The following is a 13,683-nucleotide window of genomic DNA, read 5'->3' as shown; positions in this document are numbered from 1 at the left end:
AGACCCGCCTCCAGGGCGGGTCTGTTCATTCCTGGTGGCCGCCAAGGCGGCTCGCCGGGTCTAGTGGGCTCCCGCCGCCGCTTCCGCCGCGCCGCCGCCCGCCTTCGCGGACTTGGGCCGGGCGAACCAGACCAGGCCGGTCAACAGCAGGAAAATCACCGCCGAGCCATAGAACACGTCCACCGCGGACATGGTGAAGGCCTGCGTGTTGACCATCCGGTCCACCAGCGTCAGCGCCTGCGCGTGCGACACGCCCAGCCCGTTCTGCAGCGTGCCGACCGTCTGGTCGAAGGCCGCCTGTCCGGGCCGCGCGATTTCCGTCAGCTGCGCGTGATGCATCGTGGCGCGGTTTTCCCATAGCGTGGTGGCGATCGAGGTGCCGAAGGCCCCCGCCGTCAGGCGCAGGAAGTTCGACAGACCCGACGCCGCCGGAATGCGCCAGGGCTCGATGCTGGACAGCGTGATCGAGGTCAGGGGCACGAAGAAGGCCGCCATGGCCGCGCCCTGGATGATGGTCGGCGTCATCAGCGTGCGCACATCGGTCTGGGTATTGAAGCCCGAGCGCATGAAGCACACCAGCGCGAAGATCAGGAAGGCCACGGTGACGATCTGGCGCGGATCCCGCGTGGCCAGCATCTTGCCCACGACCGGCGTCAGCAGGATGGCCAACAGCCCCACCGGCGCGGTGACCAGGCCCGCGTAGGTGGCCGTGTAGCCCATGTTGCTTTGCAGCCAGAGCGGCAGCAGCACCACGTTGCCGAAGAACACGCCGTAGGCCACGGCCAGCGTCAGCGCGCCGACCGTGAAGTTGCGCACCTTGAACAGACGCAGGTCCACCACGGGGTGCGCGTCGGTCAGTTCCCAGATCAGGAAGAACACGAAGGCCACGACGGCCACCGCCGCCAGGATCAGGATGGTGGGGCTGGCGAACCAGTCCAGCTCCTTGCCCTTGTCCAGCATGATCTGCAGCGCGCCGACCCACACCACCAGCAGGACCAGCCCCAGCTTGTCGATGGGCAGCTTGCGCGTGGGCGATTCGCGGTCGCGGTAGATGCGCCAGCTGATCCAGGCGGCCAGCAGGCCGACCGGCACGTTGATGTAGAAGATCCAGGGCCAGGTGTAGTTGTCGGAAATCCAGCCGCCCAGCAAGGGCCCGGCCACGGGCGCCACCAGCGTGGTCATGGACCAGACCGCCAGCGCCATGCCGGCCTTCGACTTCGGAAAGCTCGCCAGCATCAGCGCCTGCGACAGCGGGATCATCGGGCCGGCGACGGCGCCCTGCAGCACACGGAAGGCGATCAGCGCCTCCAGCGACGGCGAAAAGCCGCAGAGCCACGAGGCCAGCACGAACAGCAGCGTCGACATCAGGAACAGCCGCACCTGGCCGAAGCGTTGCGTGAGCCAGCCGGTCAGGGGCACCGTGATGGCGTTGGCCACCGCGAAGGATGTGATCACCCAGGTGCCCTGGCTGGTGCTCACGCCCAGGTCGCCCGAGATGGTGGGAATGGACACGTTGGCGATCGAGGTGTCCAGCACGTTCATGAACACCGCCGTGGACAGCGCGATGGACCCGATGATGCGGGTCGCGCCTTCCAGCGGCGGGTGGGCGCCCGGGGGACGGGCCGGCGCGGCGGGCGCGCCGCCGGCCTCGGGCTGGGCGGGAGTGCTCATGGCGTTTCCTCAGCGGGCCGGGCCGGCGGACGCCGCCGACGCCACGGCGTCGCTGGTGTCCAGGTTGTCACGGATGATCTTGGCGACCATGGCGTCGATCTCGCCGTGCGCCGGCTCAAATGCGCGGGTGGACCAGGCCGGTTCCTTGCGTTCGGCCTGCGTCAGCGGTTCGCCGTCCTGCTTGCCCACATCGACTTCCACTTCCATCGACAGGCCCACGCGCAGCGGGTGCTTCTTCAGGTCCTCGGGATCGAGCGTGATGCGCACGGGCACGCGCTGCACCACCTTGATCCAGTTGCCCGTGGCGTTCTGTGCGGGCAGCAGCGCGAAGGCGCTGCCGGTGCCGGCATCCAGGCCGGCGATCGTGCCGTGGTAGGTCACCGAGGTGCCGTACAGGTCGGCATTCATCTTGACGGGCTGGCCGATGCGCATCTTGCGCAGCTGGCCTTCCTTGAAGTTGGCTTCGACCCACACCTGATCCAGCGGCACCACGGTCATCAGCGCGGCGCCCGGGGCGACACGCTGTCCGACCTGGGCGCTGCGGCGCGCCACCACGCCACCGACCGGCGCGGGCAGCACGGTGCGCGATTGCGCCAGCCAGGCATTGCGCAGGCCGGCGACGGCCTGCTGCACGTCCGGGTGCCCGGCCACGTCGGTGCCCCGGGTCAGCGCCTGGTTGGTGGCGAGCTTGGCGCGCGCGGCGGCCAGCGCGGCCTTGGCCTGGGCCAGGCCGGATTGCGCGGACTTCAGCGCGGCTTCGGCGTGCAGGATTTCCTCGCCGCTGACGCCGCCGGACTTGGCCAACTGCTGGCGGCGGCTGACGTCGCTCTGGGCACGGGCCAGCTCGGCCTGGGCGCGCACGATGTCGGCGCTGCGCAGGTCGACGTCGGCGGCCAGCGCATCGTTCTGCACGTAATAGGTGCGGACCTGGCGCACGGTCTGGGCCAGCTTGGCCTGGGCCTGTTGCAGCGCCACGTCGGTGTCGGCGGAATCGAGACGCACCAGCGGCTGGCCGGCGCTCACGGTTTCGGTGTCGTCGGCCTCGATGGCGACGATGGTGCCGGGCACCTGCGGCGTGATCTGCACCAGATTGCCGTGCACGTAGGCGTCGTCGGTGTTTTCGAAATGGGCGCCGAACAGGGCCCACCAGATGCCGTAGGCGATGGCGATGAGCACGAAGGCGCCGGTCGCGAGCAGCAGCAGGCGTTTGCGGGCGGGGTTGGTAGCGGGAGCGTTCATGACGTCTGAATCCGGGTCGGTCAGTGAGTGGTGGCGCCGGCGGGCGCGGGCTGGGCGTCTGGGGCGGCGGGCGCGGCGGGCGTGTAGCCGCCGCCCAATGCATAGGCCAGGTCGGCGTCCAGCTGGTAGGCGCGGATGCGCAGGTCGGTGTCGAGGCGGGCCTGGGTCAGCACGCCCGTCTGCGCGATCAGCACCGACAGGTAATTGCCCATGCCGGCCTTGTAGCGCTTGACGGCCAGGTCGTAGGCCGCGTCGATGGCGGCGCGCGCCTGGCGCTGCTCGCCCCGCTCCTGCTCCAGCAGGCGCAGGCCGTCGAGCGCATCGGCCACCTGGCGCACGGCGTCCAGCACGGACTGGTTGTAGTCCGAGATCGCCAGATCCGCGTCGGCGCGGCGGCCGGCCAGGTTGGCGTTGAGCGCGCCGCCGTGGAAGATGGGCAGCGAGATCGCCGGGCCGATGCCAGCCATGCGCGAGGCCGCGTCCAGCAGGTTGCCGGTGCCCATGGCCTGGAAGCCGGCGAAGGCGGTCAGGTTGATGTTCGGATAGAACTCGGCCTTGGCGGTGTCGATGGCGTGACGCGCGGCTTCGGCGCGCCAGCGCGCGGCCACGACGTCGGGACGGCGGCCCAGCAGATCCAGCGGCACGCTGGCGGGCACGCCGCCGGCCGGCGCGACCAGCGTCGTCTCGGTCAGCGACTGGCCGCGCTGCGGGCCGGCGCCGGCCAGCGCCGCGACCTGGTTGCGCAGCTGCGCCAGCGTGGTCTCGACCTGCGTCAGTTCGACCTTGCCCGCGGCCAGCGACGATTCCGCCTGCTTGACCTCGACCTGCGTGTCCAGGCCGGCCGAATAGCGGCCGCGCGTCAGTTCGAGCACGTCGGCGCGTTGCGCCAGCACGCGCTTGAGCACGCTGCGCTGGGCGAAGCCGTTCTGCAGATTCAGATAGGCGCGCACGACGGCGCTGGCCAGCAGGTTGCGCGCGGCCTGCGCGTCGGCCGCCGAGGCCGCCTGCTGCGAGACCGCCGACTTCAGGCGCGAGCGGTTCTTGCCCCAGAGGTCCAGTTCATAGCTGAAATCCAGCGCCAGCCGGTTGTCGCTGACCACCGAGCCGCCCAGCGGGGCAGGGTAGATGTACTGTTTGGACAGGTGCTCGCGGTTCAGCGTGTAGTTGGCGTCCACCCGTGGCAGCAGCGACGAACGCGCCGTGCTGACGGCGGCATTGGCCTGGGCCAGGCGGGCCTGGGCGGAACTCATCGACGGGTTGTTGGCCAGCGCTTCATCCACGAGGGCGTCGAGCTGGCTGTCGCCGTAGCGCTGCCACCAGTGGTCGGCGGGCCAAAGCGCATTCTGGCCGGTCAATCCCAGCTTGGTCGCGTCCAGCGCCGGCACGGGTTCGGGGCCGGGTTCCATCAGCGCGCAGCCGCTCAGGGCGAGCGCTAAAGCGGTAGTGAGAAGGCGTTTCATCCTGACGGTTTGCTGAAAGTAATTGATTAATCTGTATTTGCCTAGGCAGATATTATGCCAAAGAAAACCCGCCTGGGCGGGGATGCGCGTGTACGTCAGCGCTCGGGCGCGCTGCCACAGGCCGAGCCGTTGGCCAGCATGCGCATCATGAAGTGCTTGAGCTGCTGCACCTCGTCGGCGCTGAAGCCGCGCAGATGATGATTCAGCACGCGGGCGATGTTGTTCGGAATCTCGCGCGCCTTGGTTTCACCCAGCTCGGTGAGTTCGAGCTTGACCACGCGGCGGTCGGTCTGGCTGCGATTGCGCCGCAGCAGGCCCTTGGCTTCCAGGCGATCCAGCGTGCGCGTCATGGCGCCGGTGTCCGTGCCGGTCAGTCGCGCCAGCTCGGCCGGCGTGTCGGCGCGGCCGCGATACAGCATGGCGACGGGGCGCCACTGCATGGCGGTCAGGTCCAGCGGCGCCATTTCCTGATCCAGCATGCGGTTCAACGAGGAAGAGACCAGCTTGATCAGATAGCCGGCGTTGTCTTCCGTCATGCAACTGTCGTTGCCGCGGTAGTGGACGACGGCGTCGGTGTTGGGTGTTTCGGCATTCATGGAGCCGAATTTTACTGCCTAGTCAGTTATTGTCAAGGCTGTTACTGTGCGGTAGGTTCCGAGGCCGCGGCCGCCTTGCGCAGGCCGGACCAGACGATGGCCGCCACGATCAAGGCGGCGCCGGCCAGCATGCGCGGCGTGGGCTGCTGGCTGAACAGCGCCCACGCGAAGGCGATGGCGTAGACCGGCTCCAGCGCGATGACCAGCCCGGCGCTGCGGGCGTTGAGCCGGGTCAGGCTGGACACGAACAGGTAGTGCGACAGGCCGGTGCAGAATACGCCCAGCAGCGCCAGCCAGAGCCAATCCACCGCGGCGACCGAGGGCAGTTGCGCCGCCGCGAAAGGCAGCATGACCAGGGCCACCACCAGGTTCTGCCAGCAGGCGACCTGCATAGGATCCATGCCGGAGGCGGAACGGCGGTTGCTCAGGGCCAGCAGGGCGAAGGTCAGGCCGGACAGCAGGCCCCAGGCCAGGCCGACCGTGCCCTGGTCGGCCAGGTCGAAGGACGGCGTCACCAGCACCAGGCCGGCGGTGACCAGGCCCAGCAGCAGCCATTCGGCCAGCCGCACGCGCTCGCGGAAGATCAGGCCCTCGAACAGGGTGATGAAGGCGGGAAAGCTGGCGAAGCCCAGCGTGGCGATGGCGATGCCGCCGACCTTGACCGAGACGAAGAAGGTCACCCAGTGGGCGGCCAGCAAGGCGCCGGAGATCACCAGCACGAACAGCTGCGCCGGCGTCAGCGCGCCGAGCAGCGGGCGGCGGCGCATGCGGGCGAACAGGCCCAGCGCGGCGACGGCGAAGACGGCGCGGCCCATGGTGATGACCACGGCGCCGGCCTGGATCAGTTCGCCGAAGACGCCGGTCAGGCCGAACAGCACGGCGGCGATGTGGATGTAGGTCAGGGCGCGTTGTCGGGTCATGCTGCGAGGGAAGGGGCGTTGCGGAAAATACAAATGCACAGGCAAGGCGCACGGACGGGCGCGCGCTGAAACTAAAATCATCGCATGAATCGCCTTGTCCGTTTCTTGCCCCTGACCCATCCGTCCAGCCGCGCGGCGGGATATTGCCTGGCGACGCTGGGCGCCGTGCTGTTCTCGGCCAAGGCGATCGTCGTCAAGTTCACCTATCGCTACGGCATCGACGCGGTCACGCTGATCGCGTTCCGCATGCTGTTCGCGATGCCCTTCTTTGCTGCCGTGGCCTGGCACCAGTCGCGCCGCGCCGCCCGTGGCGAGATCCCCGCCCTGAGCGCCCGGGAGCGCCTGCAGGTCTGCGTGCTGGGCCTGATCGGCTATTACCTGTCCAGCTTCCTGGATTTTCTCGGGCTGCGCTACGTCAGCGCCAGCCTGGAGCGCCTGATCCTGTTCCTGTCGCCGTCGCTGGTGGTGCTGATGTCGGCATTCTGGCTCAAGCGGCCGGTGGCGCGCCGCCAGTGGCTGGCCATGGCCTTGTCCTATGCCGGCGTGGTGCTGGTGTTCGCCCACGATCTGAGCTTTGGCGGGGGCGGCGAGGTGCTGTTAGGGTCTTTGTTCGTTTTCGCTTCGGCGACAAGCTATTCTGTGTACCTCATCTGTTCCGGGGAGCTGATCAAGCGGGTCGGCGCGACGCGGCTGGTGGCCTATGCCATGCTGGTGTCCTGCGTGGCCTGCATTGCGCAGTTCTTCGCGGTGCATCCCGCTACGATGCTGCTCCAGCCCGCCGGGGTCTACGGCTACTCGCTGATCCATGCGACGCTCAATACCGTGGTGCCGGTGTTCATGCTGATGTGGGCGGTGGCGCGCATCGGCGCCCCGACCGCCTCGCTGCTGGGCATGGTCGGCCCGGTATCGGTGCTGTTCCTGGCGGCCTGGTTCCTGGACGAGCCGATCACCGCGTGGCAGATGGCGGGCACAGCCCTGGTGCTGGCCGGCGTGCTGGTGCTGACGGCCGGCGCCAGGCCGGCGCGCTGAATACCGATTTCGTTTTATCCGCGTTATTCCCTCACGCATCACTCGCATGAAAGGAGGCCAGCATGGCCAGCAATCTCGTCAAGGCAATTCGTATCGAGCAGCATGGCGGTCCCGAAGTCCTCAAGCTCGCCGAGGTGGAAGTGCCGCCGCCGGCGGCCAATGAAGTCACCATTCGTCAGCACGCCGCCGGCCTGAACTTCATCGATATCTATTTCCGCACGGGCTTGTATCCGCATCCGCTGCCGCACGGCCTGGGCTTCGAGGCCGCCGGCGAAGTCACCGCCGTCGGCGCCGACGTCAAGCACCTGAAGAAAGGCGACCGCGTCGCCTATGGCCAGAGCCCGATCGGCGCTTACGCGCAGGCGCGCAACGTGCCGGCCAACCAGGTCGTCAAGGTGCCCAAGGGCATCGGTTTCGACGAGGCCGCCGCGCTGATGCTCAAGGGCCTGACGGTGCAGTACCTGTTCCGCCAGACCTACCGCCTGCAGGGCGGCGAGACCATCCTGTTCCATGCCGCCGCCGGCGGCGTGGGCCTGATCGCCTGCCAATGGGCCAAGGCGCTGGGCGTGAAGCTGATCGGCACGGTCTCCAGCCCCGAGAAGGCCGAGCTGGCGCGCGCCAACGGCGCCTGGGAAACCATCGATTACTCGCGCGAGAGCGTGGCCGAGCGCGTGCTTGAGCTGACCGGCGGCAAGAAGGTGCCGGTGGTGTACGACGGCGTGGGCAAGGACACCTGGGAAACCTCGCTGGACTGCATCGAGCCGCGCGGCCTGATGGTCAGCTTCGGCAACGCCTCCGGCCCCGTGTCGGGCGTGAACCTGGCGGTGCTGAACCAGAAGGGCAGCCTGTACGTCACGCGTCCGTCGCTGGGCGTGCACGTGAACACGCTGGAAAAGCTGCAGGCCGCGTCCGACGAGCTGTTCGGCCTGGTGCTGAAGAAGAAGATCAAGGTCCGCATCGACCAGCGCTACGGCCTGGAGCAGGCGGGCGAGGCGCAGACCGCGCTGGCGGCGCGCAAGACCACCGGCGCGACGGTGCTGATGCTGGACTGATCCGTCCCGGCGCGCGGCGCTCCCAGGCGAGCGCCTTGCCGTGATCCGGCCCGGGCGCTGTCGCGGCGTCCGGGCCGTTTGCTTTTGCGCCTCGTGCGCAGAATGACAAATCGCCATGCACGCGCCGACAAGTGTCCGCCGGACGCCGGCGCTATCCTGGCCTCCACCTATCCGTTGGAGCGCCCGCATGTCGTCCACCCTCACTCCGTCCGCCGCCGAACGTCCCGAACTGGGCGCCATCCGGGAGCACATGCTCATCGATGGCCAACCCGTGCGGTCGGGGCAGGGCGAGCCCATCGCGGTGCATGATCCGGCCACCGGACAGGTCATCGCGCGCGTGCCGGATGCCGGCGCCGCCGAGATCGACCAGGCGGTGCGCTCGGCGCGGCGCGCGTTCGAATCCGGCCCCTGGCGCGACATGCTGCCGGCCGGGCGCGAGCGCCTGCTGCTGGCGCTGGCCGATCTGGTCGAGCGCCACGGCGCCGAGTTGGCGCGCCTGGAGACGCTGAACAACGGCAAGCTGCTGGGCGTGGCCCAGGGGCTGGAGGTCGGCTCGGGCGCGCAATGGCTGCGCTACATGGCCGGCTGGGCCACCAAGATCACGGGCGAGACGCTGTCGCTGTCGATCCCCTTCCCGCCGGGAACCCAGTACAGCGCCTATACGTTGCCGCAGGCGGTGGGCGTGGTCGGCGCCATCATTCCCTGGAATTTCCCGCTGCTGATGGCGATCTGGAAGATCGCGCCGGCGCTGGCGGCCGGCTGCACCGTGGTGCTCAAGCCCGCCGAGGAAACGCCGCTGACCGCGTTGCGACTGGGCGAGCTGGTGCTGGAAGCCGGCTTTCCGCCCGGCGTGGTCAACGTGGTCACCGGCCGTGGCGAAACCGCCGGCGCCGCGCTGGTCGCGCATCCGGGCGTGGACAAGATCGCCTTCACCGGCTCCACCGAGGTCGGCAAGCTGATCGGCCGCGCCGCCGTCGACGACATGAAGCGCGTGTCGCTGGAGCTGGGCGGCAAGTCGCCGGTGATCGTGCTGGACGACTGCGATGTCGATCGCGCGGTGCAGGGCGCGGCGGCCGCGATCTTCTTCAACCAGGGCCAGGTCTGCACCGCCGGCTCGCGCCTGTACGTGCAGCGCGGCCTGTACCAGAAGGTGGCGCAGGGGCTGGCCGACGTGGCCGCCGGCATGAAGCTGGGCTCCGGCTTCGACGCCGATACGCAGGTCGGTCCGCTGGTGTCGGCGCGGCACCAGCAGCGCGTGCTGGATTACATCGGCCTGGGCCGCGCCGAGGGCGGCCGCGTCATGGCGGGCGGCGAGGCCGGCGCGGGCGCAGGCTATTTCGTGCGTCCCACGGTGTTCGCCGACGTCCGGCCCGATGCCCGCATCGTGCGCGAGGAAATCTTCGGCCCGGTGGTGGTGGCGCAGCCCTTCGACACGCTGGACGACGCGGTGCGCCTGGCCAACGACAGCGTCTTCGGCCTGGGCGCCAGCATCTGGAGCAACGATCTGTCGCGCGTGCAGCGCCTGATCCCGCGCATCGCGGCGGGCACGGTCTGGGTCAACACGCACAACATGCTGGATCCGAACATGCCGTTCGGCGGTTTCAAGCAGTCGGGCCTTGGCCGTGAACACGGCCGCGCCGTGATGGACATGTACCTGGAGAAGAAGTCGGTTTGCATCGCTTACTAGGCTAGAACGCCAAAAACGGCGCGCGCGCGGATCAGACCGGGACATAACGGCGGCCGCGCCGGCGTCGACAACCAAGGGGAAGTGCATGGCAGGCAGGATCGGTTTCCGGTCTCGCGCAGGGGCGGCGTTCGCGCTGGCTTGCGTCGGGGCCTTGCAGGCGGCGTGGGCGGGAGACCCCAGCGCGCGCGATTGGATACCCGCGCCGGTGGGGACGAACATCATCGCCGGCTACATGGCCGGGTTGCGTTCGTCCGGCGTCTACACGGCGGGCAAGCGCGCGGATGGCGTGTCGGTGGACGTGGACATGCTGATCTACCGCCAGATGCACTACCGCGATTTCTACGGCAAGACCGTGCAGCTGGAATTCATCGTGCCGATGAGCCGGACCACGCAGGAAGCGCCCGGCGCGCCGCGCGACCGCAAATCCGGCATCGGCGACGTGACGCTGGGTTCGGCCTTCTGGCTCTACAACAACGAACAGACCAAGACCTGGTTCGCCTGGGAGCCCTTCATCACGGTGCCGGTGGGCCGCTACGACGGCTCGCGTCCTGACGTGTCGCCGGGCAAGAACCGCTGGTCGACGGTGCAGGATTTCTCTTTCGTGCAGGGCGTGGGCGAATCCACCTTCCTGGAGGCGATCGCCGAGGTCGAGATCTATGGCCGCAACACCGATTGGTTCGGCCAGACCCTGAAGAAGGATCCGTCGCTGCGTCTGTTCGCGCTGGCCTCGACCAACCTGACCGAGAACACCTACACCGGCGTGCGCTACCGCTACGAGACCGGCGGGCGCGAGCGTTCCGGCGGCCAGACGGTGACCAGCCGCGCGCGCAACCACCAGCTGGCGCTGGAGCTGACGCACCAGATCAATCCGTCGAACCAGATTCAGCTGCAATACATCCACGACCTCAAGGTCGAGAACGGGCCGCGCATGCGCGGCGTGCAGATGCGCTATGTCTACGCATTCTAGGAACAGGATCATGAAAGGAGACAGACAATGAGTGCGCTACGTGCAAGAACACGCGCCGCGCGGGTGGGAGGCTGGGCGCTGTGCGCCGCGCTGGCCGCCGCCGCCGGCGCGTCCCGGGCGGATCTGCCCGTGGAGGAATTGAAAGGCGGCACCCGCCTGCCGCCGGCCACGCCGCATCGCCTTTACGTCATGGACGCGGCCTTCAACCACCTGGTCGACAGCCGCGTCAATCTTTACGACGGCGACAGCCTGAAGTTCCTGGGCCTGGTGCCCACGTCCTTCAACGGCCACATGACGGTGTCGAACGACGGCAAGGACATCTATGTGATGACGTCTTATTACGAACGCCTGAACCGCGGCAAGCGCATCGACGTGGTCGAGGCCTGGGACGCCGAGGCGCTGACGCCGAAGTACGAGGTGGCCATTCCCGAGAAGCGCGCCCAGGCCTTGAACTACCGCAACTACCTGCGCCAGAGCACCGACGGCGGCCTGCTGTTCGTGCAGAACGCCACGCCGGCCACCTCGGTGACGGTGGTGGACCTGAAGACGCGCAAGTTCACCGATGAGGTCACGGCCACGGCCGGCTGCTGGAGCATCATCGTGCCGCCGTCGCGGCCGCGCGGCTTCGCCAGCATCTGCGGCGACGGCGCGCTGCTGACCGTGGACCTGGACGACAGCGGCAAGCCGTCAGGCCAGCAGCGCAGCAAGCCGCTGTTCGACGTGGAGAAGGATCCGATCTTCACGCACACCGAGAACGTCGGCGACACCTTCTACTTCGTGTCCTACCAGGGCAATGTGTACAGCGCCGACATCGGCGCCAAGGACGTGACCCTGGGCGAGTCCTGGTCGCTGCTGGACAAGTCCGGCAAGGACCGCGGCTGGCGTCCGGGCGGCTACAACCTGCTGGCGGTGAACCGGGCCAACAAGCGCCTGTACGTGGGCATGCACCCGAACGGCGCCGAGGGCACGCACAAGACGCCGGCCGCCGAGATCTGGGTCTACGACCTGACCACGCGCAAGCGCGTGGCGCGCATCCCGGGCCAGGGCGCGCTGTCCATGTCGGTGTCGCAGGACGACAAGCCCCGGCTCTTCACCATCGACGGCGGCAACGTCAATGTCTACGACGCCGCGCCGGTCGCGCCGGTGCTCAAGGGCGCCATCAAGGGCGCGGGCGAGACGGCGCTGCAGGTCGAGCCGCAGCCCTGGGCGGGAGCCGCGAAATGACCGATCCCGTGCTCTTCTATTCGGCCAGCGCGGCGCTGGCCTGCGTGCTGCTGCTGGGCGCGCTGGACAAGTTCCGCGACCTGCCCGGCTTCGCCGCCGCCGTGTCGGCCTACGAGATCCTGCCGGCCGGCATCAGCACGCCGTTCGCGCTGCTGTTCGCCCTGGCGGAAGTCGCGGCGGGCGCGCTGCTGCTGACGCCCGCGTGGCAGCCGGCGGGCGCGGGCCTGGCGCTGCTGGTGCTGGCCACGGCCACGGCCGGGCTGGCGTTCAATCTGGCGCGTGGCCGCCGCGACATGGACTGCGGCTGCTCCGGTCCGATGTCGCGCCGGCCCGGCGCGCGCGGCACAGGACTGTCCTGGTGGCTGGTGGCGCGCAACGCGGCGCTGGCGGCCTGGACCGCGCCGGTGCTGGCGGCCGGCGCCGCCGGCCTGTCGCGCGGCCTGCTGTGGACGGACGCCGCGTCGGTGTTCGGCCTGGCCGCCAGCGCCGTCGCCCTGTACTTCACGGCCAACCACCTGTTGGCTTCGCATCTCAAGCTGCAAGCAATCTGAAGGGAGCGTCACATGGATGCCTTGATCATTTCCAATTTCCTGCTGTGGGGCGTGCTGCTGTGCCTGGTGCTCGTCATCCTGGCCCTGTCGCGCCAGATCGGCGTGCTGTATGAACGCGTCGCGCCGATGGGCGCGCTGACCATGGACCGCGGCCCGGCCGTGGGCGAGGCCGCGCCGCGCTTCGACATCAACGACCTGCTGGGCCGTCCGGTCGCGGTGGGCGGCGGCGGCGGGCAGAGCCAGCTGCTGTTCTTCCTGTCGCCGTCGTGCCCGGTGTGCAAGAAGCTGCTGCCCATCCTGAAGTCGGTGGCCGGCACCGAGCATGCGTGGTTGCGCATCGTGCTGGCCAGCGACGGCGAGATGCCGGAGCACCTGGCGTTCTACCGCCAGGCGGGGCTGGAGCGCTTTCCGTATCTGCTGTCCACCGAGCTGGGCATGAAGTTCCAGATCAGCAAGCTGCCCTACGCGGTGTTGATCGACGAGTCGGGCACGATCCGCGCCAAGGGCCTGGTCAATTCCCGCGAACAGCTGGAAAGCCTTTTCACCGCCAAGGAACTGGGCGTGGCGTCGGTGCAGGAATTCCTGGCCACCGGCGCGACCCTGGACGAGACCCGCATTTCGCGCAAGGAGAACCGCAATGCACTGGCTGGATAAGCTTGGGGAGCGCGCCGCGCGCTCCGTCGCCCACGCCACCTCGCGGCGCAGCGTGCTCAACCGCATCGGCCGCCTGTTCGTCGGCGCCGCCTTCATCATGCCGGTGCTGCCGGTGGCGCGCGCGGCGCCAGCCGCCGCCGCCAAGAAGCCGCAGACGGACGAGACCGCCTGCGACTACTGGCGCTACTGCGCGGTGGACGGCTTCCTGTGCTCCTGCTGCGGCGGCAGCATGACGTCCTGCCCGCCGGGCACATCGCCGTCGGCCGTTTCCTGGGTCGGCACCTGCCACAACCCGCTGGACGGCAAGGACTACCTGATCAGCTACAACGACTGCTGCGGCAAGACCGCCTGCGGCAAGTGCATGTGCGCGGCGGCCGAGCGCGAGCGGCCGGGCTATCAGATGTTCCTGCACAACGACGTGAACTGGTGCATGTCGAACGAGTCGTCCATCTTCCACTGCACCACGTCGGTGATCGTGGGCCTGGCCAAGCCCAAACCATGAACGGGACCAGGCGTTTCGTCGGGGGGCCGCGCCGGCACGCGGCGGTCCTGGCGCTCGCCTTGCTGGCGCCGGGGGGGGGGGGGGGGCCGGGCCCGGGGGGCCCGCGGGGCGGCCCCCCTGCGCCCCGGGCG

At 69.0% G+C, this 13,683-nt stretch carries 13 protein-coding genes; 8 read left to right on the top strand and 5 right to left on the bottom strand.

What is annotated here, in order from left to right; genetic code table 11:
- Window positions 1-60: 60 nt before the first annotated feature.
- The 5 genes from ACEU5R_RS16695 to ACEU5R_RS16675 all read right to left on the bottom strand — a co-directional run bounded on the left by ACEU5R_RS16695 (window position 61) and on the right by ACEU5R_RS16675 (window position 5,886).
- A complete protein-coding gene (locus tag ACEU5R_RS16695; RefSeq protein WP_392410904.1) occupies window positions 61-1,671 on the bottom strand; it encodes a DHA2 family efflux MFS transporter permease subunit in 1,611 nt (536 codons plus the stop codon).
- Window positions 1,672-1,680: 9 nt separating this feature from the next.
- A complete protein-coding gene (locus ACEU5R_RS16690) occupies window positions 1,681-2,910 on the bottom strand; it encodes an efflux RND transporter periplasmic adaptor subunit (RefSeq protein ID WP_199770893.1) in 1,230 nt (409 codons plus the stop codon).
- A gap of 20 nt (window positions 2,911-2,930) precedes the next feature.
- Window positions 2,931-4,370 carry an efflux transporter outer membrane subunit gene (locus tag ACEU5R_RS16685; protein WP_392410903.1) on the bottom strand — a complete coding sequence of 480 codons (1,440 nt, stop codon included), beginning with the start codon at window positions 4,368-4,370 and terminating at the stop codon, window positions 2,931-2,933.
- A 95-nt stretch (window positions 4,371-4,465) separates the two neighbouring features.
- Window positions 4,466-4,906, bottom strand: a complete 441-nt coding sequence (locus ACEU5R_RS16680) for a MarR family winged helix-turn-helix transcriptional regulator (RefSeq protein ID WP_392410931.1) — start codon at window positions 4,904-4,906, stop codon at window positions 4,466-4,468.
- 101 nt (window positions 4,907-5,007) lie between these two features.
- Entirely contained in the window at window positions 5,008-5,886 is an 879-nt protein-coding gene (locus ACEU5R_RS16675; RefSeq protein ID WP_392410902.1) for a DMT family transporter, read from the bottom strand.
- An 84-nt stretch (window positions 5,887-5,970) separates the two neighbouring features.
- On the opposite strand from ACEU5R_RS16675, the gene ACEU5R_RS16670 reads away from it, so the two are divergent.
- The 8 genes from ACEU5R_RS16670 to ACEU5R_RS16635 all read left to right on the top strand — a co-directional run bounded on the left by ACEU5R_RS16670 (window position 5,971) and on the right by ACEU5R_RS16635 (window position 13,552).
- A complete protein-coding gene (locus ACEU5R_RS16670) occupies window positions 5,971-6,915 on the top strand; it encodes a DMT family transporter (protein ID WP_392410901.1) in 945 nt (314 codons plus the stop codon).
- A 62-nt stretch (window positions 6,916-6,977) separates the two neighbouring features.
- Complete coding sequence (locus tag ACEU5R_RS16665) at window positions 6,978-7,967, top strand: quinone oxidoreductase family protein (RefSeq protein ID WP_392410900.1); 990 nt, start codon at window positions 6,978-6,980, stop codon at window positions 7,965-7,967.
- Between the two features lie 187 nt (window positions 7,968-8,154).
- Window positions 8,155-9,654, top strand: a complete 1,500-nt coding sequence (styD, locus tag ACEU5R_RS16660) for a phenylacetaldehyde dehydrogenase StyD (RefSeq protein ID WP_392410899.1) — start codon at window positions 8,155-8,157, stop codon at window positions 9,652-9,654.
- Window positions 9,655-9,739: 85 nt separating this feature from the next.
- Entirely contained in the window at window positions 9,740-10,621 is an 882-nt protein-coding gene (locus ACEU5R_RS16655; protein ID WP_392410898.1) for a transporter, read from the top strand.
- Window positions 10,622-10,648: 27 nt separating this feature from the next.
- On the top strand, window positions 10,649-11,845 hold the full coding sequence (locus tag ACEU5R_RS16650; RefSeq protein ID WP_392410897.1) for an amine dehydrogenase large subunit: 1,197 nt from the start codon (window positions 10,649-10,651) through the stop codon (window positions 11,843-11,845).
- Window positions 11,842-12,396 (top strand): MauE/DoxX family redox-associated membrane protein, encoded by a 555-nt coding sequence (locus ACEU5R_RS16645; RefSeq protein WP_103275385.1) that lies wholly within the window; start codon window positions 11,842-11,844, stop codon window positions 12,394-12,396. The genes ACEU5R_RS16650 and ACEU5R_RS16645 overlap by 4 nt, the downstream gene beginning before the upstream one ends.
- Window positions 12,397-12,408: 12 nt before the next feature.
- Window positions 12,409-13,050 (top strand): methylamine dehydrogenase accessory protein MauD, encoded by a 642-nt coding sequence (mauD, locus tag ACEU5R_RS16640; RefSeq protein WP_103275384.1) that lies wholly within the window; start codon window positions 12,409-12,411, stop codon window positions 13,048-13,050.
- Complete coding sequence (locus ACEU5R_RS16635; RefSeq protein WP_103275383.1) at window positions 13,034-13,552, top strand: methylamine dehydrogenase light chain; 519 nt, start codon at window positions 13,034-13,036, stop codon at window positions 13,550-13,552. The genes mauD and ACEU5R_RS16635 overlap by 17 nt, the downstream gene beginning before the upstream one ends.
- Window positions 13,553-13,683 lie beyond the last annotated feature (131 nt).

Source organism: Achromobacter sp. 413638 (assembly GCF_043119405.1).
GTDB lineage: Bacteria > Pseudomonadota > Gammaproteobacteria > Burkholderiales > Burkholderiaceae_B > Achromobacter.
The sequence above is the reverse complement of the archived record's forward strand: the minus strand, read 5'-3'. Positions and strand labels throughout refer to the sequence as shown.